Source organism: Rhodoblastus sp. (assembly GCF_052145335.1).
Taxonomy (GTDB): domain Bacteria; phylum Pseudomonadota; class Alphaproteobacteria; order Rhizobiales; family Beijerinckiaceae; genus Rhodoblastus.
Genome location: NZ_JBKQOU010000305.1, coordinates 54,715 through 72,511, shown reverse-complemented (window position 1 = coordinate 72,511; position 17,797 = coordinate 54,715). Strand labels below are relative to the sequence as shown.

17 protein-coding genes are annotated in these 17,797 nt (G+C 64.4%); 9 read left to right on the top strand and 8 right to left on the bottom strand.

Annotated elements, in window-relative coordinates; all coding sequences use genetic code 11:
- Nucleotides 1-227: 227 nt before the first annotated feature.
- Genes ACLP2E_RS18850 through ACLP2E_RS18830 form a run of 5 tightly spaced genes read right to left on the bottom strand, consistent with a single transcriptional unit; the run spans nt 228 to nt 3,278 of the window.
- Nucleotides 228-488 carry a hypothetical protein gene (locus tag ACLP2E_RS18850; protein ID WP_442463686.1) on the bottom strand — a complete coding sequence of 87 codons (261 nt, stop codon included), beginning with the start codon at nt 486-488 and terminating at the stop codon, nt 228-230.
- A gap of 26 nt (nt 489-514) precedes the next feature.
- Nucleotides 515-1,777, bottom strand: coding sequence for a CCA tRNA nucleotidyltransferase (locus ACLP2E_RS18845; RefSeq protein WP_442466793.1), 1,263 nt, complete (start codon nt 1,775-1,777; stop codon nt 515-517).
- Complete coding sequence (locus tag ACLP2E_RS18840) at nt 1,774-2,037, bottom strand: DUF6111 family protein (RefSeq protein WP_442463688.1); 264 nt, start codon at nt 2,035-2,037, stop codon at nt 1,774-1,776. Before ACLP2E_RS18840 ends, ACLP2E_RS18845 begins: the two co-directional genes overlap by 4 nt.
- Complete coding sequence (locus ACLP2E_RS18835; RefSeq protein ID WP_442466792.1) at nt 2,038-2,697, bottom strand: CoA pyrophosphatase; 660 nt, start codon at nt 2,695-2,697, stop codon at nt 2,038-2,040.
- Nucleotides 2,694-3,278 (bottom strand): DUF1285 domain-containing protein, encoded by a 585-nt coding sequence (locus ACLP2E_RS18830; protein ID WP_442463690.1) that lies wholly within the window; start codon nt 3,276-3,278, stop codon nt 2,694-2,696. The genes ACLP2E_RS18835 and ACLP2E_RS18830 overlap by 4 nt, the downstream gene beginning before the upstream one ends.
- Nucleotides 3,279-3,455: 177 nt before the next feature.
- Between ACLP2E_RS18830 and ACLP2E_RS18825 the strand changes: the two genes are divergently transcribed.
- The 4 genes from ACLP2E_RS18825 to ACLP2E_RS18810 are packed head-to-tail and all read left to right on the top strand — an operon-like array spanning nt 3,456 to nt 10,261.
- Nucleotides 3,456-4,475, top strand: a complete 1,020-nt coding sequence (locus ACLP2E_RS18825) for an AAA family ATPase (RefSeq protein ID WP_442463691.1) — start codon at nt 3,456-3,458, stop codon at nt 4,473-4,475.
- Entirely contained in the window at nt 4,475-5,395 is a 921-nt protein-coding gene (locus ACLP2E_RS18820) for a DUF58 domain-containing protein (RefSeq protein ID WP_442463692.1), read from the top strand. The genes ACLP2E_RS18825 and ACLP2E_RS18820 overlap by 1 nt, the downstream gene beginning before the upstream one ends.
- On the top strand, nt 5,392-8,145 hold the full coding sequence (locus tag ACLP2E_RS18815; protein WP_442463693.1) for a DUF4159 domain-containing protein: 2,754 nt from the start codon (nt 5,392-5,394) through the stop codon (nt 8,143-8,145). The genes ACLP2E_RS18820 and ACLP2E_RS18815 overlap by 4 nt, the downstream gene beginning before the upstream one ends.
- Nucleotides 8,146-8,161: 16 nt before the next feature.
- Nucleotides 8,162-10,261: a hypothetical protein gene (locus ACLP2E_RS18810; protein ID WP_442466791.1), complete on the top strand. Its 2,100-nt coding sequence runs from the start codon at nt 8,162-8,164 to the stop codon at nt 10,259-10,261.
- On the opposite strand, the gene ACLP2E_RS18805 is transcribed toward ACLP2E_RS18810, so the two are convergent.
- Nucleotides 10,258-10,767, bottom strand: coding sequence for a GNAT family N-acetyltransferase (locus ACLP2E_RS18805; RefSeq protein ID WP_442463695.1), 510 nt, complete (start codon nt 10,765-10,767; stop codon nt 10,258-10,260). The genes ACLP2E_RS18810 and ACLP2E_RS18805 overlap by 4 nt on opposite strands.
- A 225-nt stretch (nt 10,768-10,992) precedes the next feature.
- Nucleotides 10,993-11,382: a c-type cytochrome gene (locus ACLP2E_RS18800; RefSeq protein WP_442463696.1), complete on the bottom strand. Its 390-nt coding sequence runs from the start codon at nt 11,380-11,382 to the stop codon at nt 10,993-10,995.
- 232 nt (nt 11,383-11,614) lie between these two features.
- Here ACLP2E_RS18800 and ACLP2E_RS18795 point away from each other — a divergent pair, with 232 nt between their 5' ends.
- The 5 genes from ACLP2E_RS18795 (at nt 11,615) to ACLP2E_RS18775 (ending at nt 17,532) form a co-directional block, all read left to right on the top strand.
- Nucleotides 11,615-13,225, top strand: a complete 1,611-nt coding sequence (locus ACLP2E_RS18795) for a RecQ family ATP-dependent DNA helicase (RefSeq protein ID WP_442466790.1) — start codon at nt 11,615-11,617, stop codon at nt 13,223-13,225.
- A gap of 243 nt (nt 13,226-13,468) precedes the next feature.
- Entirely contained in the window at nt 13,469-14,386 is a 918-nt protein-coding gene (locus ACLP2E_RS18790; RefSeq protein ID WP_442463698.1) for a crotonase/enoyl-CoA hydratase family protein, read from the top strand.
- A 648-nt stretch (nt 14,387-15,034) separates the two neighbouring features.
- The gene (locus ACLP2E_RS18785) at nt 15,035-15,727 is read left to right on the top strand and encodes a TetR/AcrR family transcriptional regulator (RefSeq protein ID WP_442463699.1); all 693 of its coding nucleotides are present in this window, start codon (nt 15,035-15,037) and stop codon (nt 15,725-15,727) included.
- Nucleotides 15,728-15,830: 103 nt separating this feature from the next.
- Nucleotides 15,831-16,307, top strand: a complete 477-nt coding sequence (locus ACLP2E_RS18780) for a DUF2852 domain-containing protein (RefSeq protein WP_442463700.1) — start codon at nt 15,831-15,833, stop codon at nt 16,305-16,307.
- Between the two features lie 166 nt (nt 16,308-16,473).
- On the top strand, nt 16,474-17,532 hold the full coding sequence (locus tag ACLP2E_RS18775) for an extensin-like domain-containing protein (RefSeq protein ID WP_442463701.1): 1,059 nt from the start codon (nt 16,474-16,476) through the stop codon (nt 17,530-17,532).
- Between the two features lie 29 nt (nt 17,533-17,561).
- Here ACLP2E_RS18775 and ACLP2E_RS18770 read toward each other — a convergent pair whose 3' ends face one another.
- A complete protein-coding gene (locus tag ACLP2E_RS18770; protein ID WP_442463702.1) occupies nt 17,562-17,756 on the bottom strand; it encodes a DUF2158 domain-containing protein in 195 nt (64 codons plus the stop codon).
- Nucleotides 17,757-17,797 lie beyond the last annotated feature (41 nt).

Genomic DNA, 17,797 nt, shown 5'->3' with positions numbered 1-17,797 from the left:
GTAAAAATAAATGGTTTATACGTTTTAAGGATTGTGATGCGCTTATGGCGAACAATAACTTAAAATATGCGGCGTATGTTTAAGAGCTTTATTGCATTTCTTAATTGTGAAGCCGGGCGTACAGGTGCCTTATTCATAGACAATACAGTAACATAGCGCATGAATATTCTGGTTAATAAACGATTACGAGTTGACGACAAGGGGAATTACGGCGCATTCGCGCCGCGTCAATCGGCGCTGGGCAGGCGGCGCATGGTGAATTCGATATTGCCGTCGTCCAATTCGCGCCAGGATTCGATTTCCGTCATATAGGCGGCCTTGGGAAAGCGGCTGAACCATTCGCGGGCTTTTTCGCGGGCCTTTTCTCGCGGCAAGGTGAAGGATTCTCGCTTGAATCCGTCCGCCGTCCGCCTCTCGCTGGAAAGCCGCGACAGTTTCTGCGCCAGGCGCGCGGCGAGATCGCCGGGATTTCTGTTTTCGACGGCCATGATAGTCCCCGCCTAAAATTAAACCACTAATGGCGCGGCGGCGTCCAGCGCGATTCGTCGCGCGCTTCATCTATCAGTCGCGCCACGACTTGCGGGTCTTGCGGGAAACCGGCGCGAATCCACAGGGACTGCAGATGTTTCAGCGCGTCGCCCAGTCCGGCGCCTTGCGCCACGCCGCGCGCGATCAGGTCCGAGGCGGCGAAAGGCGGTTTCGGCGCCGGCGTGTCGCGCAAAAAGGCGTCGGCGCGCAGAAAGTCCGGATCGTCGGGCGCAGACCCGCTTTCCGCCTGGATCAGCGTCAGGCCGTCGCGCGCCGCAGGCGCTCCATGCGAGAACAACGCCTCGCGCAGCACTTTGGTTTCCGGGGGCGCCGCCGCGCCATGCCAGGCGGAGCAGACCCTGGCCATGGCGCTCAGGCGGCGCTTTTGCGCATTGGACAAGCGCAAGCCGTCGGCCAGCCTGTCGGCGTCGGCTTCGCTATGCAGGGCGAGCGCCGCCAGGACCAGTAAAGGGTCGGAAATTTTTCGAAGCGTCAGCGTGGCGGCGACGCGCCGCATCCGCGCTGGCCAGGGCGCGACGCGCAAATAGCTCAGCAGTCCGGCCCCGGCCATGGTCTCGATGACGAAAGCGGCGCGCTTGGCCGCCAGAATCTTCAGCGTTTCGGCGCCAAGCCGTTCCCGTGACAGAGTGGCGATGCCCCCGCGCAACGCGATGCAGGCTTCAAATCCCGGCGCGTCGAGCGGTCCGTCGCCATAGGAGGCGGAAAATCGGAAGAAGCGCAGAATGCGCAGAAAATCCTCGGAGATGCGTTTTTCCGGCTCGCCGATGAAACGGATGCGCCGCGCCGCCAAATCATCCAGGCCGCCGGTATAATCGTAAAGCCTGCCGTTGGCGTCGACCGAGAGCGCGTTGACGGTGAAATCGCGCCGCAAGGCGTCGGCGGCGAAATCGCGGCCGAAACGCACTTTCGCCCGCCGCCCATCGGTTTCGACGTCCTCGCGCAGCGAAGTCACTTCGAAATGGGTTCCATCGAAAACCAGCGTCAAGGTGCCGTGGTCGATGCCGGTGGGAACGACGCGCAGCCCAGCTTTGCCAGCTTTTTCTGCGATGGTTTGCGGCAGGGCGGCGGTGGCGATGTCGATGTCGGAAATTTCTTCGCCGAGCAAGGCGTTGCGCACGGCGCCGCCGACGACGCGGACTTCCTCGCCCTCAAGGGCTTTGAACAGCTTTTTCAGGGCGGCCCGCGCGAGAAGCTTTTTGATGGCCTGCTGCGAATTTTCCGGCGTCACTGGAAATGTCCCGGCGTCAGGCGGCCGTTTTCGTCGATATGGGCGGGAATATAGGCGCCGCGGCTGCGGCCGTCGAAAAAGCCGGCGACGAGAAAGCTGGCGATGGCCAAAAGGAGCCCGGCCAGGGTGAGCCAGGACACGGCGCCGCGCGACCAATGCTCAACCAGCAGCGGATGACGCGCCCGGAACACCAGGAAAAACGCGTAAAGCAGGAATGGCAGAGTGAAGAGGCCGAGGGTTTCCAGCAACGAGCGCGCCATTTAGCGATAAAGCCTCTCGTAGAGATTGCGGATCATGCCCGCCGTCGCGCCCCAGATATAGCGGTTTTGATAGGGCATGGCGTAAAATTGCCGCTCTTTCCCCTGCCATTGGCGTCTCAGCCGCTGATGATTGGCGGGGTTCATCAGAAAGGACAAGGGCGTCTCGAAAGCCTCGTCCACTTCCTGCCGGTTCAGACTCAGAACGAGGGGCGGGCGCAGCAGCCCGACCAGCGGAAAGACGCGAAAGCCGGTCGAGGTCTGGTAGGGATCTAGACAGCCGAGAATTTCGATGTTTTCACGCCCGAGGCCGATTTCCTCCTCCGCCTCGCGCAGGGCGGCGTCGAGCGGCGATTCGCCCGGTTCGATCTTGCCGCCGGGAAAAGCGATCTGGCCGGAATGGTCGCGCAAGGCGGCGGCGCGCTGGGTCAACAATACGGTCGCGCCGCCCTGGTGCGCGACGACCGGCGCCAGCACGGCGGCGGGGCGCGCTGGCGCCGGAATCAGCGCGGTTTCGCCGGGCAGAGGCTCGTCCAGACGATGGTCGCCGTGATGCGGACGGGTCGCGGGATCGAAAGCCTGTTCCGGCCAGCTCTGGCCGAGGATTTTTTGCGCCCGGGCGCAAAAATCCTCGGCGCTGAAAATTTGGTCCACCAGATTCATATCAAGCCCGCAATGTCGCGCATCGGCGCCATCGGGAAAAAGCCGCCGCCGGAATGAACGCCGAAAAACTCCTCGCCATCGACGATGCAGACGCCGCCCCAGCCGACGAGATCATAAAACAGGGCGCGCTTGACCAGGGCCCAGAGATCACCGCGCACCAGCACATAAGGTTTCAGGCCGCCGCTATCGCCGGGCAGAAACTTCAGCGGATTTTTCGGCGAAATCTCCACCCAGTCTTCGACATTGGTGCGCAACCGTAGAACCTGCGTCGCGCCTTCACCCTCGCGTAAAAGCTCGACGCCGAGAAAAGGCGCGTCCTCGACGGTGACGCCGACCCGCTCGACCGGCGTGACCAGCACGAAACGCTCGGGATCCTTGCGCAGGACGCCGGCGAAAAGCTGCACCAGCGCCGGGCGTCCGATCGGCGTGCCGTTGTAGTACCAGGTCCCGTCGCGGGCGATGCGCATGTCGATCTCGCCGCAATAGGGCGGGTTCCACAAATGCACCGGCGCCGGTCCGCGCGTTTTTTGGACCGCCTCCAGCCCGCGCAGAGGCTCGGCCGGCAAAATCCCATCGCTCATCCGCAAAACTCCGGCGCCATGATTTGGCGGTATTTTATAGCGTCTATGTTGAACGCGGCGAATTTAATCGGGTTCTATGCAAAGCCGCGCCAACCTATATGTTAGGCTGCGGCCCGACAATCGCGCCGCCAAAAAACCAGACCCGGCCCGCGCCGCCGCCTTTGGAGAAAATCTGGAATGAACGCCGACCCCGCCCTCCGGGACGAACCAGCCTCCCTGTCCGAATCGCAGATCGAAAGCCGGGCGCAAAACGCGCTCGATTGCCTTTCCGCCGCGCGCGCCGCCATCGGCCAAGCGATTTTCGGTCAGGATATCGTGGTCGAGGAGGCGGTGGTGACGCTGCTTTCGGGCGGCCACGCCCTGTTCGTCGGCGCGCCCGGATTGGCCAAGACGCTGCTGGTCGACACGCTCGGCCGGGTGCTGGGACTCGACGCCAACCGTGTGCAGTTCACTCCCGATCTCATGCCCACCGACATCCTCGGCTCGGAAGTGCTGGAGGAAAGCTCAGACCATCGCCGCGCCTTCCGCTTCATCAAGGGGCCGATTTTCGCGCAATTGCTGATGGCCGACGAAATCAACCGCGCCAGCCCGCGCACCCAGTCGGCGCTGTTGCAGGCGATGCAGGAATACCATGTCACCATCGCCGGCGAGCGTTACGACCTGCCCAAACCTTTCCACGTGCTGGCGACACAAAATCCGCTGGAGCAGGAAGGCACCTATCCGCTGCCGGAAGCCCAGCTCGACCGCTTCCTGATGCAGATCGACGTTCCCTATCCGGAACGCGCGGCGGAAAGGCGCATCTTGATCGAAACGACGGGACAGGCGCGGCCCAAGCCTTTGGCTGTCCTCGACGCTGCCGGCCTGATGGAGATTCAGGCGCTGGTGCGGCTGATGCCGGTAGGCTCCGCGATTGTCGAATGTATCCTGGATCTGGTCCGCGCCTTGCGGCCGGGCGAGGGCGATCCCGAACTGACGCGCCACATCTCCTGGGGCCCGGGACCTCGCGCGGCGCAGAGCCTGATGCTGGCCTGCCGCGCCCGCGCGCTGACCCAAGGGCGCCTCGCGCCGAGCAAGGCCGATGTGCTGGCGCTCGCCGCGCCGATCCTCAAACACCGCATGGCGCTGACCTATAGCGCCCGCGCCGACGGCGAGAGCATCGCCGCCGTCATCGACCGGCTGACGCAAAGATTCGCCTGATGGCGCCAAACCACGCCTTCCTGCCGCCTGAAAACGCCCGGCCCGACCCCGGCAAACGCCGTCAGGCCCTCGATCTGGCGCGACGACTTCCGGCTCTGGCGCTCGCCGCGCGTCAGGCGGCGGCGTCGTTGCAGACGGGACTGCACGGGCGCAGGCGTTCGGGCATGGGCGAAAATTTCTGGCAATTCCGTCCTTTCATCGCCGGCGAGGCGGCGCAGAACGTCGATTGGCGGCGCTCGGCGCGCGACGACCGGCTTTACGTGCGCGAAAGGGAATGGGAGGCGGCGCAGGTTCTCTGGGTCTGGGCCGATCTCTCCGCCTCGATGAATTTCCGGTCGAGCGACGCCCTGCCGTCGAAGCTCGACCGCGCCCTGATCCTGGCCCTGGCTTTGGCGGATTCGTGCGCCCGCGCCGGCGAGCGCACCGGCTGGCTCGGTTTCACCCGGCTGATTTGCGCGCGCGACATTGTCGATCGCATCGCCGTGGCGTTGATCGGCGAAGCACGCCGCAACGAGGATAACTTCGACGACCTGCCCCCCGCCCTGCCGCTGCGGCCTCGGGAAAAGGCGGTGCTGATCGGCGATTTTCTTGTCGATCCGGCGCAAGTTGCTGCGCTTGTGAAAAAGCTTGCCGCCAATGGCGCGCGCGGCCATGTGCTGATGGTTTACGACCCCGCGGAACAGGCTTTTCCGTTCGCAGGCCAGACCGAGTTTTTCGACGAGGCGGGCTCTATGCTGCGCGCCGGAAGGGCGGAGGATTACGCCGCCATCTATTCCCAGCGGCTTGAAGCGCATCGCGACGCTTTGGCTTTAGCCGCGCGGGCTCAAGGCTGGACTTTCGCCCTTCATGCGACCGACCGTCCCGCCGCCGAGGCTCTGCTCCATCTGCGGCTGGCGCTGACGGCGGATGGCGCCCGATGAGCTTTATTCCGCTCGCCTTTTCCGCGCCGTGGGTGTTGCTGGCTTTGGCCGGGGCGCCTTTACTCTATCTCTTGCTGCGGGTGACCCCGCCGCCGCCACAGCGCGTCGCCTTCCCGCCGCTGAAACTCATACTCGACCAGAAAAAACCCGACGCCACGCCGGCGCGCACGCCGTTCTGGCTTTTGCTTTTGCGCATGGCGCTGGCGGCCCTCGTCGTCCTCGCCATGGCCGGGCCGGTTTTTTCCCCCGCCGGCGCTCCGGTCGCGGGCAAAGGCCCTTTGCTGCTGCTGGTCGACGATTTCTGGACGGCGGCTCCTGATTGGGTTTTGCGCATGAAGGCGGCCGAAGCGCGGCTTGAGGAGGCGGGACGGCAAGGCCAGCCCGCCGCCGTGATGGCTTTGTCGGAAACCGCGGCGCCGAAACTGGAGGAATTTTCCACCGCTCTGGCGCATTTGCGCGCGCTGGCGCCAAAAGCCTATCTTCCCGCCCGAATGCCGGCGCTGGCAAACATCGCCGAGTTTCTGCAAGCGCAAAAGACAGACCATGTGGTCTGGCTGAGCGACGGACTGGCGGACGCGGACGGCGCGAACTTTGCCCGCGAACTCGCGGCGCTGGCGCCAGGTACGGAAATCCTGCGTGGTCCGCGCGCGACACGGATTTTGGACGGCGCCGATAATCAGGCGGCGGCGATGGAGGTTTTACTGAGGAGATCAGCGGCGACGGGAGCTTCCGCTGGCAAAATCCAGGCCTTTGACGCGAAGGGGGCGCCCCTCGGCGAGGCGGATTTCGATTTTGCCGCCGCGTTCGAGGCCAAGGCCCGTTTCGATCTGCCCACGCAATTGCGCAATGAAATCGCCCGTCTCGTAATTTCCGGTGAAAATTCCGCCGGAGCGACTTTTCTGCTCGACGCCGGGGCGCGTCGGCGGCGCGTCGGTCTGGTTTTTGGCGGCAGCGCGGAACAGCCCTATCTCTCGCCGCTGCATTATCTGCGCGATGCGCTCTCCCCCTTCGCCGATGTGCGCGAGACCAAGCCCGGCGATCCCGATCCCGTCGCGCATCTCCTCGACGGCGGCGCGGACCTCTTGATCCTCGCCGACGCCAATGTTGCAGCTCCGGAAACACGCGAAAAACTCGACGCCTTTCTCGCCGCCGGCGGCGTCATCCTGCGTTTCGCCGGGCCGCGACTGGCGGCCGGCGGCGACGACTACTTTCCCGTCCGGCTGCGGCGCGGCGGTCGCACCCTTGGCGGCGCTTTGTCCTGGGACCATCCCAAGCCCTTGGCGCCCTTTGACGAGAGCAGCCCGTTTTTCGGCCTGACCCCGCCCGCCGAGGCGACCGTGTCGCGTCAGGTTCTGGCCGAACCGGAGGAGGGCCTTCCGGGCAAGACCTGGGCGCGACTGGCGGATGGAACGCCGCTGGTCACCGCAGAGCGGCGCGGACCGGGAAGCCTGATCCTGTTTCATGTCTCCGCCGACGCCAATTGGTCGAACCTGCCGCTATCTGGGCTTTTCGTCGACATGCTGCGCAAAATCCTCGATCGCGCGGGCGTGGTCGGCAAGGCGAGGGCGCCGGGCGAGGCGGTGGCCAACCTGCCGCCTCTGCAGATGCTTGACGGTTTCGGCGCCCTTGTCGCGCCCGCTGCGACGGTGAAGCCTTTGCCGGGCGCGGGAATCGCCGCGCCGGACGCCGATCACCCGGCGGGCCTGTATGGCGCGCCGGAGGCGCCGAGGGCGCTCAACGCCGCCTCGAAGGAGACGCGTCTCGCGCCGCTTGATTTTGCCGGTTTGAAACTCAAGACTTCGGAATTGGAGGGGCCGCATCCGGTCGACCTGCGCCCGCCCCTGCTGATCGCGGCTTTTCTGCTGGCTTTGGCCGATGCCTTGGCGACCTTGCTGCTCGGCGGCCGCTGGAGGCGCCAGGCCGGCCCGGCGATAGCGGCTTTCGCTCTCGTCGCCTTGTTCGGCGCGACGCCGCCGGCGCGGGCGGACAATGCGGACAAAGTCCCGCAGGCCGATATCGAAGCGGCGTTGAACACCAAACTTGCCTATGTCGTCACGGGAGACGCGCGGGCCGACCGGATCAGCCGCGAGGGCCTGACCTCGCTATCGGAAGTTTTGGCGCAGCGCACCGCGCTCGTCCCCGGCGCGCCGCGCGGCATCGATCCGGCGCGCGACGAATTGTCCTTCTATCCGCTGATCTACTGGCCGATCGCGCCGGACCGGCCGCAGCCGGGGGCGGCGGTGGCCAAGCGCATAGGGGCCTATATGAAACAGGGCGGGCTGGTGCTGTTCGACACCCGCGACGGCGGCATGCAGTTCGCCGGGGGGCCGCGCACGGCGGCGCAGAACTGGTTGCGGACTTTTCTCGCCGACATCGACCTGCCGCCGCTGGAGCCGGCGCCGAGGGACCATGTCGTCACCAAGACCTTCTATATTCTCGATAATTTCGTCGGCCGCACCGAAAACGGCCCGACCTATATCGAGGCTCTGCCGCCGGAGCCCGACGCCGCCAATCGTCCCGCCCGCGCCGGCGACGGCGTCTCGCCGATCATCATCGCCTCCAACGATCTGGCGGCGGGCTGGGCCGGGGACAATTTCGGCGAGCCGCTTTATCCGCTCGACCCGGGTGGCCCGCGCCAGCGCGAAATGGCCCTGCGCGGCGGCGTCAATATCGTGATGTACACGCTGACCGGCAATTACAAGGCCGATCAGGTCCATGTCCATGAACTGCTCGAAAGGTTAGGGCATTGAAGGAAGGACTTGGGCATTGAAGGAGTTCAGCCTGGCCTTCGCGCCTCTGGCGCCGCAATGGCTGCTGGTTTTGTTTGCGGCTTTGGCTCTGGCCTGGGTCGTGGCGGCTCTGGTCTTGCGTCGTCGCGGCGCCCTTCCGCGGGCGCTGGTCTTCGCGCTGCTGATTGGCGCGCTCAGCGGCCCGTCGCTGGTCGAGGAGCAGCGCGAAAACCTTCACGACGTGGTCGCGGTGGTGCTCGACCGCAGCGCCTCGCAGAATTTCGACGACCGACGCGCCCAGACCGACGCCGCCCGCGAAGCCTTGGAAAAAGACTTGAAGGCGCTCGGCGATGTCGATGTGCGGTTCATCGACGCCGGCGCATCGCAGACGGACGTGGAGCAGGGCGACGGCACGCGGCTGTTCACGGCGCTCAATTCCGGCCTCGCCGATGTGGCGCCGGAACGGCTCGGCGCAGTGATCATGGTCACCGACGGCGTCGTTCACGACATTCCGACGTCGATCGCCGCCGCCAATCTCAAGGCGCCGCTTCACGCGCTGATCACCGGCCATGAAGGCGAACGCGACCGTCGAGTGACGCTGGTCGAGGCGCCGCGCTTCGGCCTGATCGGCAAGGACGTCGTGTTCACCATCAAGGTCGAGGATGCGCCTGCTTCGCATGATCCGGTGACGGTGACGGTCAGGCGCGACGGCGCGGTGCTGAATCGCGTGCTGGCGCGTCCCGGCGAGCTGGTGAAAATTCCGGTGCGGCTGGAGCATGGCGGCCGCAACGTGCTGGAATTCGACGTCGAGCCGGCGCCCGACGAACTGACCCTGGTCAACAACAAGGCCGTGGCGACGGTCGAAGGCGTGCGCGACCATTTGAAAATTCTGCTGGTGTCGGGCGAGCCCAATCCGGGCGAGCGCGCCTGGCGCAATCTGCTCAAGGCCGACGCCAATGTCGAACTGGTGCATTTCACCATTCTGCGCCCGCCCGAAAAGCAGGACGGCACGCCGATCCGCGAACTGGCGCTGATCGCCTTTCCCACCGCTGAACTTTTCGGCAGGAAGATCGTCGATTTCGACCTGATCGTTTTCGACCGCTATTCCAACATGGGCCTGCTGCCGCCGAACTATTTCGACAATATCGTCAAATATGTCCGCGAGGGCGGCGCCCTGGCCATTGTCGCCGGGCCGAATTTTTCCCAGCCCGACGGGCTCTATTATACCCCGATCGGCAAGGTGATCCCGGCGCGTCCGACCGGCGAGGTGATCGAGACGCCGTTCCGCGCCGCCTTGTCGTCCCTCGGCGCGCGCCATCCGGTGACGCGCGACCTGCCCGGCGCCGAAGCCAGGCCGCCCGCCTGGGGCCAATGGTTCCGCCAGGAACAGGCGGTTTTCATGCGCGGCGCCTCGGTGCTTGACGGCGCGGGCGGCGCGCCGCTTCTGGTGCTGTCGCGCGAAGGCAAGGGACGGGTGGGTCTGCTGCTGACCGACCAGAGCTGGTTGTGGTCGCGGGGGTTTGAGGGCGGCGGCCCCTATGAGGATCTGATGCGGCGCATGGCGCATTGGCTGATGAAGGAGCCGGAGCTGGAAGAGGAATACTTACGCGCGAATGCGAAGGGGCGGGAGGTTGCCGTCGAGCGCCAGACTCTGGGCGATTCCGCCGGCCCCGTTCATGCCGTCGCGCCTTCCGGCAAGGCGGAGGATATCGTCTTGAGTCCGGCGGCGCCGGGACTTTTTCGCGGCAAGGTCACGGCCGATGAATTGGGCCTCTATCGGCTGACCCAGGGCGAGATGACCGCCCTGGTCAATGTCGGGCCGGAAAATCCGCTCGAATATCGCGAAGTGGGGTCGACGCCGGAAAAACTGCGGCCTTTGGCGGAAGCCAGCGGCGGCTCGGTCCGGCGCATCGGCGAGGCCCAGGGAAGCGGGATACGCTTGCCGCGAATCGTCGCCATGCGCGATAGCCCAGTCTATGCCGGCGCAGATTTCATCGGCGTCCGGCGCACTGGCGCCAGCGTCGCTCACGGCATCAGGTTGGCGCCGCTGGCGGTCGGCCTGTTCGGCCTGCTGGCGTTGCTCGGCGCCTTGGTCGCCGCCTGGGCCTGGGAAGGGCGGCGGGGCAGGGCGCGTTAGGTCGTTCCGATCAAAAACGTCACCGCGCCTCGAAAATTTTCCAGCGCGCCCGGCTGCAGGGCGCAATGCAAAAGCCGCGTCGGATCGACCGGGCCGGGAAACTGGAACCGGCCGAATGGCGTGCGCGAAAAACCGAGACGTTCGTAAAACGGCGCGTCGCCGACGAGAATGACCAGGCTATGGCCGGCGGCTTTGGCGGCGTCGAGCGATTTCTGCGCCAGTTCCTCGCCCAATCCCCTCGCGCGGAAGGCTTCTTCCACCGTCAGCGGGCCGAGCAGCAGGGCCGGGGCGCCGCCGATCGCGATGCGCGTCATGGTGTTGGCGCCGACCAGCATGCCGCCGATCCGCGCGAGGTAAGACAGGCTCCAGTCCGGCGCGACGCCCTCGCGCAGGCGATAGGCGGTCTTGGCGAAACGGCCCGGTCCGAAGGCGCGCGCCTCCAGCTTGCGGATAGCGGGCAGGTCGCCGGGGGTCTGCAGGGCGTAATCGAGCGAGAGGTCGGTCATAGGCGATGTATATTTCCATTTCCTTGATCGCGACAAGTCGCGATCAAGGAATCCCTCGCATAAGCCCAAAGGGCTTCTTTAAGAGGCCCGTTTTTCGGCGAGGTCGAAGGGCGCCTGCCGGCGGAAAAGGGAAAGCGGCAATTTGCCGAATCGTCGCGCAAAAAAGAAAAACGCCGGCCGCGAGGGTCGCGACCGGCGTCAAACTCGGCAATACGTCGAAAAGTCTTACTTGGAGCCGTCGGCCTTGAACTGGACGAGGTAGGCCCAGAGATTGTCGCGGTCGGCTTCGTTGGGCAGGCCCGGGAAGGTCATTTTGGTGCCGGGAATCTTCTTCTGCGGCGCGGTGATATATTCCTTGAAGGTCGCCTCGTCCCAGGTCAGGCCGGAATTCTTGTTGGCGTCGGAATAGGCATAGCCTTCCACTGCGCCGGTCTTGCGGCCGTTGAGGCCGTTCAGCTCCGGGCCGACGCCGTTCTTGGCGCCGGGACCGACCTTGTGGCAGGCCATGCACTTGTTGAAAACCTTGGCGCCCGCTTCCGGGTCGCCGGCGGCGAAGGCGGTCGAGGAGATGAACGCGAGGGCGGCGGCGGCCGACAGAGCCTGGATCAGTTTCATGCTTGGTTTCCTTCCTGACGGTCGGGACTAATAGCCCGAATCGGTGCAAATTATTGCCGCCCGGCGACCCGGAAATCGCGTGGCGCTAAAGCAATCTAGGCTGCGGATCGGCACATGACAATCGGGCAAGCGCCCTCAAAGCTTTCGACTTTGGCGCCTCTATTTGTCGCAACGGGGGGCGGTTTGCTGAGTCTGACCGCGAAAAAGTTCGCTCGTTCAATGGCTGACGGCGATGGCTGACATGGAGGCCGCGCGAAAAATCCTGCGCGAAAAATTCGGTTTCGGGGATTTTTTGTCCGGGCAAGGCGAGGCGATCGAAGCCGTGCTCGATGGCGAGGACGTTTTTGTGCTGTGGCCGACCGGCGGCGGCAAATCGCTGATCTATCAATTACCCGCCATCGCGCGTCCAGGCCTGACCGTTGTTGTCTCGCCGCTGGTCGCCTTGATGCGCGACCAGGCGCTGAAACTGCAAAAATCGGGCGTCGCGGCGAGCGCGCTGCACGCGGAGATCGATTCGGGCGCCTACGCGAAACTTTGCCGGGACATTGAGCGTCGGCGCCTGAACCTGCTCTATCTTTCGCCGGAACGGCTGGCTGATTCCGATACTTTGAACCTTCTGCGCGGAGCGGACGTGCGCCTGCTGGCGGTGGACGAGGCCCATTGCGTCGCGCAATGGGGCCACGATTTCCGTCCGGAATACGCAACGATCGGCGAGGCGGCCGAGGTTTTGGGCTTCCCGCAAATGGTCGCCGCCACCGCCACGGCGGCGCCGGGCACGCGCGCGCAAATTGTCGAAAAACTGTTTGTCCGTCCGCCGCGCCAACTGATCGGCTCGTTCCGCCGTAGGGCGATTGCGCTTTCGGCTGCGCCGCAGGGGCGCGATTCGACACGCCAGCTTGTCGAACTGGCCGCAGCGCGGCGGAACATGAGCGGAATCGTTTATTGCGGTTCGCGCAAAAAGGCGGATTTCCTGGCGCAAAAGCTTAGCGAGGCAGGCCATAAGGCGGCCTCCTATCACGCCGGTCTGCCGACGCGGACACGCGAGGAGCGGCAGGACGAGTTTCTGGCGCGGCCGGACATGGTCATGGTGGCGACCATCGCTTTCGGGCTGGGCGTCGACAAGCCGGACGTCCGCTATGTCATCCACGCCGACATGCCGGAGCATTTGGAAACGCTCTACCAGGAAACCGGCCGCGCCGGACGCGATGGCCAGCCGGCCGAGGCCATCGCGCTTTATTCGCGCAAAAGCCTGGCGGACCTGCGCGCGGCGAGGTTCGAACTGGCGCGTCTCGATCCGGTGGCGGCGCGGCGCGCGAAAATCCTGGTCGACTATCTCGCCGCTGCCGATTGCCGGGAACAACATATGCTGGCGGCGCTCGGCGAAGTCGGGCCGCCTTGCGGCCAATGTGACAATTGCCGTGGCCGTTTCGGCTTTTTGCGGCGCGCGGCGCGTTTGGCCTGCGGCGCGCCGGCCGAGGCGCGAATTTTGGCTCGCCACGTGATCCACAGCGGATTCGAACGCTTTTCGCGTCCGATGACAGACGCTGAACCAGCTTCGGATGCGTCGCCGGTCGCGGCAGAGTTTTTTTCTCCGCCTCCGGAGCCCGCTCTCGACGTCGGACAGGCACGTCGGCTGCGCGGCTTGCGCGAGGCCCGACGGGCGATCGCGCGGAAGACCGGCGTCGCTCCGGCGCGGCTGATCGGAGACGCGGCGCTGGCCAGCCTGATCGACGCGCGGCCTGCCGACGTGGCGGAACTGATCGCCCGCTGCGGCGATGAAACTGGTCTGCTGGCCCGTTATGGCGCGCCGCTGGTCGAGCGCGCGGATAGTGACCACTTTTGAATCAATATTATCTATCATATTGATTTACAACAATTTATTTGAACATGAAATTTTGGTAATTTCCTTGAGATGGTTCCAAAAATAACATTTGGGACAGTTAATTCTTGTTAAGCTTTGATCATGCGACGAAAGTCGCTTGTGGCCGCCAACGCCGGTTTGAGTTTTCGAGTCATGCTCCATTTCGTTGAGTTTCCGTCGCAGCTTTCCATTCCACCAGTCCGAAATTCCAGGGCGGCGAATCTTTTGCCGCGAAGGGAAAGCCGCAGCGCGGCGTCGGATAGTCTCGACTTCCTGCTCAAGCCGCGCCGGTTGTTGGAAGTCCGGTTCGACCCGAACTCCAAAACCATCTGGTGCTCCATGCGTCACGAAAATTCCGTGAGCTGGACCTTGCCGCTGCTGCGCGAATTCAACGCGCTGAACGCCGATATTCGGGCTTTGTATCAGCGCAACCAATTTGACGAGCCTCCGGTCAAGTTCCTCGTCGGCGGCTCGCTGCGTCCGGGCGTGTTCAACATGGGCGGCGATCTGCCCTATTTTCTTGACCGTGTGCGTGCGCGCGACGCCGAGGGGCTGCGGCATTACGCCTATGCCTGCATCGAGGCCATTTACAATATCTACCACGGCTTCGATTCGCCCGTCGTCACCATGGCCGTGCTGGAGGGAGACGCGCTGGGCGGCGGCCTGGAGGCAGCGCTGAGTTGCCAGTTCGTCATCGCCGAACGTGGCGTCAATCTAGGCTTTCCCGAATCCCTGTTCCACACGTTTCCCGGCATGGGCGCCTATAGTCTGATCTCGCGTCGGCTCGATTCGGCACGTGCGGAAAAGCTGATCATGTCCGGGCGCATGTACAAGGCGGAAGAGTTGCACGAGATGGGCCTGATCGACATGCTCGCGGAAAAAGGCGAGGGTCAGGCGCGCGCTCGGGCCTTCATTGCGGAAAACGGCAAGCGGCATAGCCTGTTGGGGGCGATCGGCAAGGTGCGGCGACGGATCTCGCCGCTGACCATGGACGAATTGCGAGACGTCACCGACATCTGGGTCGACTCGGTGATGCATCTGGCGCCGATCAATCTACGCAAGATGGAAATGTTGGCTCAGTCGCAGGACCGGTTGTTTGAGCAATCGGCGAGCCTGCGCTTCAAACCGGCGCAAAGCCGGTAAGGAAAGGCGTCCGAAATTAACCCCGGACGCCCGAGGGCGGCGTATGAAAACCTTCCCCCCGGTTTTCGTGCGCCGCCTGATTTTTTCGCGCCTTGCCGAATGCGTCGGCCCTGCGCGAATCCGAAGGCTTCATTAGCGCTGCTTGGTGGCAAGCCCGGGGAAAAAACCGAAGCCCCGCCCCGGTTGAACAGGAGCGGAGCTCTCAGGCGTTGGTGTGGCCGCGGGGGAGGGAGCGCGGGCCGCCACTTCCAGCGCCCGGATTTGCGCGCCGTAGGCTGCTTCAGATCATTTCCGCTCACCAGACGGCGACGAGCACGGCGCCGATGAAAGCGAAAGCGGCGCAGATCGACATGATTTCCACTTTGATTGCGGTCGACATGCTCGGGTTCTCCAACGGGTTCGAACCCGGCTAATTCCTGCTTAAACAAGATGCTATTGTAATATTGCTTACATGCTGGAACAATTCCAAACATTAGGCGATGGGGCGCGAATCCTGCGCAAAACGGCGTAAAATGCGCAAAAATTAAGCCGTTTCACGAATGCCGCCGACCGGCGCCGTGTCAGCCCAGGAAGGGAAAGATTGCCGCGCGAAAAAAAATGCGCGATAGCGGCTATAGGCGCCGCGCCTCGCGGCGGACGGGATTGTTCATGAGCGCCGAAACCGATGGATGCGGCGGCCCAAACGGTGGATTTGGCGGCAAGGGTCGCGGCTACCACCACGGCCGGCTTCGCCAGGCTTTGCTCGCCGCCGCGCGGGCGCTGATGTCCGAACGCGGTCCGGCTGGTTTCACCCTGGCCGAGGCGGCCAAGCGCGTCGGGGTCACCGGCGCCGCGCCCTACCGTCATTTCGCCGACCGCAGCGCCTTGGTGGCGGCGCTGGCGCAAGAGGGTTTCGAGCATTTCAACGAACAGCTTGGCCGCGCCTGGGACGGCGGGCGCCCGGATCCGGTCACCGCGCTGCGCCGGCGCGGCGCAGCCTACCTGGCTTTCGCCAAGGCCGAACCCGGTCTCTACAAGGCCATGTTCGGCGACGCCGGCTTTCTCGCGCCGCCAGCCGCCGAACCCGCGGCTCAGGCTGCGGCGCAAAAGGCCTTCGACGAGTTGGTGCGAACCACCGTCGCCGTCCTGCGCCATTTCTATGCTCCGGAAAAAAACGCCCGCAATCTTGCAGTGCAAATCTGGGCGACGACCCATGGCGTCGCCGAGCTGCTGCTGGCCGGCCATTTTGCCGGCGGCGCGGCGGAAGCTTCCACCTTGCTCGAAGACGCCGTCGCCGCTCTGGTCGAAGGCGAGATCCGCCGTTCGCTCGGCGTCGAGCCGGTTTTTCCCAGGGAAAAATAATCACGAAAATTTTTCGGCGGCGCCTCTGTGCACGGCTTCAATGTAAATGTATATTACATTCACATCGCCGCCGTCCACGGCGGCCGATGAACGGAGCTGTCACATGAGCTGTTCACACCGAGCCTATGCATCGGCTAACTCCCACGCCCATTCCGGGCCGTGCGGACGCATGCGCTGGAAACCGATCGAACTCCTGGCGATGATCCTCGGCTTCATTTTGTTCTGGCCGGTCGGCCTCGCCATACTCGGCTGGAAGATCTTCCAGGCCAAGACCGCCTATGCCGGTGATTTTGGCCAGTTCGCCCAGGAAAAATGGGGCGGATTCGAAAAACGCAGCGGCCTTGGAGCCATGGCGCGCAATTTTTCCGCCGAATGGCCGGCGTCGAGCGGCAATTCCGCTTTCGACGAATGGCGCAAGGCGGAGCTTACGCGCCTCGAAGAGGAACGCCGCAAGATTTTCGAGGCCGAAAAGGCGTTCAACGATTATCTGGACGGCCTGCGCCGGGCCAAGGACCGCGAGGAATTCGAGCGCTTCATGGCCAGCCGAGCCAGTCAGGGCCCGACCGAGCCCCAAGGCTGATCTTTCCCTGGAACGGCGGCCCATTCGGCCGCCGTTTTCCTTTCCGAGGCGAAGACGGGAAATGCCGGCTCTCATCCCCGCCAGAGCGCGCGGTCACTTCGGAAATTCTCAACGTTAACTATTTTGCTTTAGCGCCGATTAACGCGGCGGCTGCAGGAATTGCAGCATGGCGCGCCGCAGTCAAACAGCCCTTTTCATCATGCTTGCGCTCGGCGCTCTCGCCGGCTGCTCGAAATTCCAGCGCGCCGAACGCCCGGCGTGGCGCGCCCGGGCGGAAGCCGCCTGTTTTGCGGAACGGCGCGTCGCCTTGTCGAACTACGTCCAGCCCGCGGCGCATGAGATCGACGGCCCCTCGATTTGCGGCTTGACGCGGCCATTGAAAGTCACGGCGTTGCAGGGCGGGGCGGTGCAGTTCAATGCGACGCAGACGCTGGATTGCTCGATGGTGGCCGAACTCGAATCCTGGCTGGCCGAGGTGGTGCAGCCCGCGGCGCAGGCGCGTTTCGGCCAGCCGGTGGCCGAAATCGATTCCATGGGCTCTTATAATTGCCGCGGCATGAACAACCAGATCGGCGCGCGTCTGTCGGAACATTCCTTCGGCAACGCCCTCGACGTCGGCGGCTTCCGGCTGGCTGACGGACGCATCATCACCCTGGTCCATGACTGGACGCGCGGCGATCCGCAAACCCAGGCCTTTTTGCGCGACGTCCATAGTGGCGCCTGCGGCCATTTCGCCACCGTGCTCAGTCCCGGCTCGAATATGTTTCACTACAATCATATCCATCTCGATCTGGCCATGCACGGCATGACCTCGACCGGCCCTCGCCGGATCTGCAAGCCGGCGCCGCAAATGACCGAGCCGCCATCCCTCAAGGAAGGGCCGCACAAGGACAACCTGCCCGAAGCGCCGGAAATCGACGACGATCTCGACATTGCGCAGGTCGGCGCGCCGCGGGGCGCTAGCGCCTATGCCATGCATTCCGGCCCGGATCTGGCGCTTGCCGCCGCGACCATAGCTGCGGCCGATACGTCCCGGCGCGTTTCACCCAACGGGCCGCCGGCGCCGCCACGGCGCTCGGCGCAAACCGGTCCCATGGCGCTGCACGCGCCTGCTGCCGCCGAAACGCCGTCCCCGCCCGCGCGAGGCGCGATGAGGGAAGACGGGGTCTTTGTGCCGGAAGGCGCGCCAACCGATTTCGACCTGCCGACGTCGCGTTTCCGCTGATTTTTGGTGGCCCGGATCAGCCCCGCCGGTTACTCGTCGTCGAGATCTTCGTCGTCGGCGAATTCGATCAGCGCCAGGCACGCGGCCGGAATGGTCGCGGTGCGAATGGCGTCGTCGGTATCCGCGTACCAGATCACATCGACGGCGTCCTTGGTCTGCTTGACCACGGTCAGGCCGCGACCGCCGGATTTCAACTGCACGATTTCGCCAGGTTTGAATTCCATCGCCTCGCCTCTTGCTTGTTGAGAAATCTATTCCCCGGGCG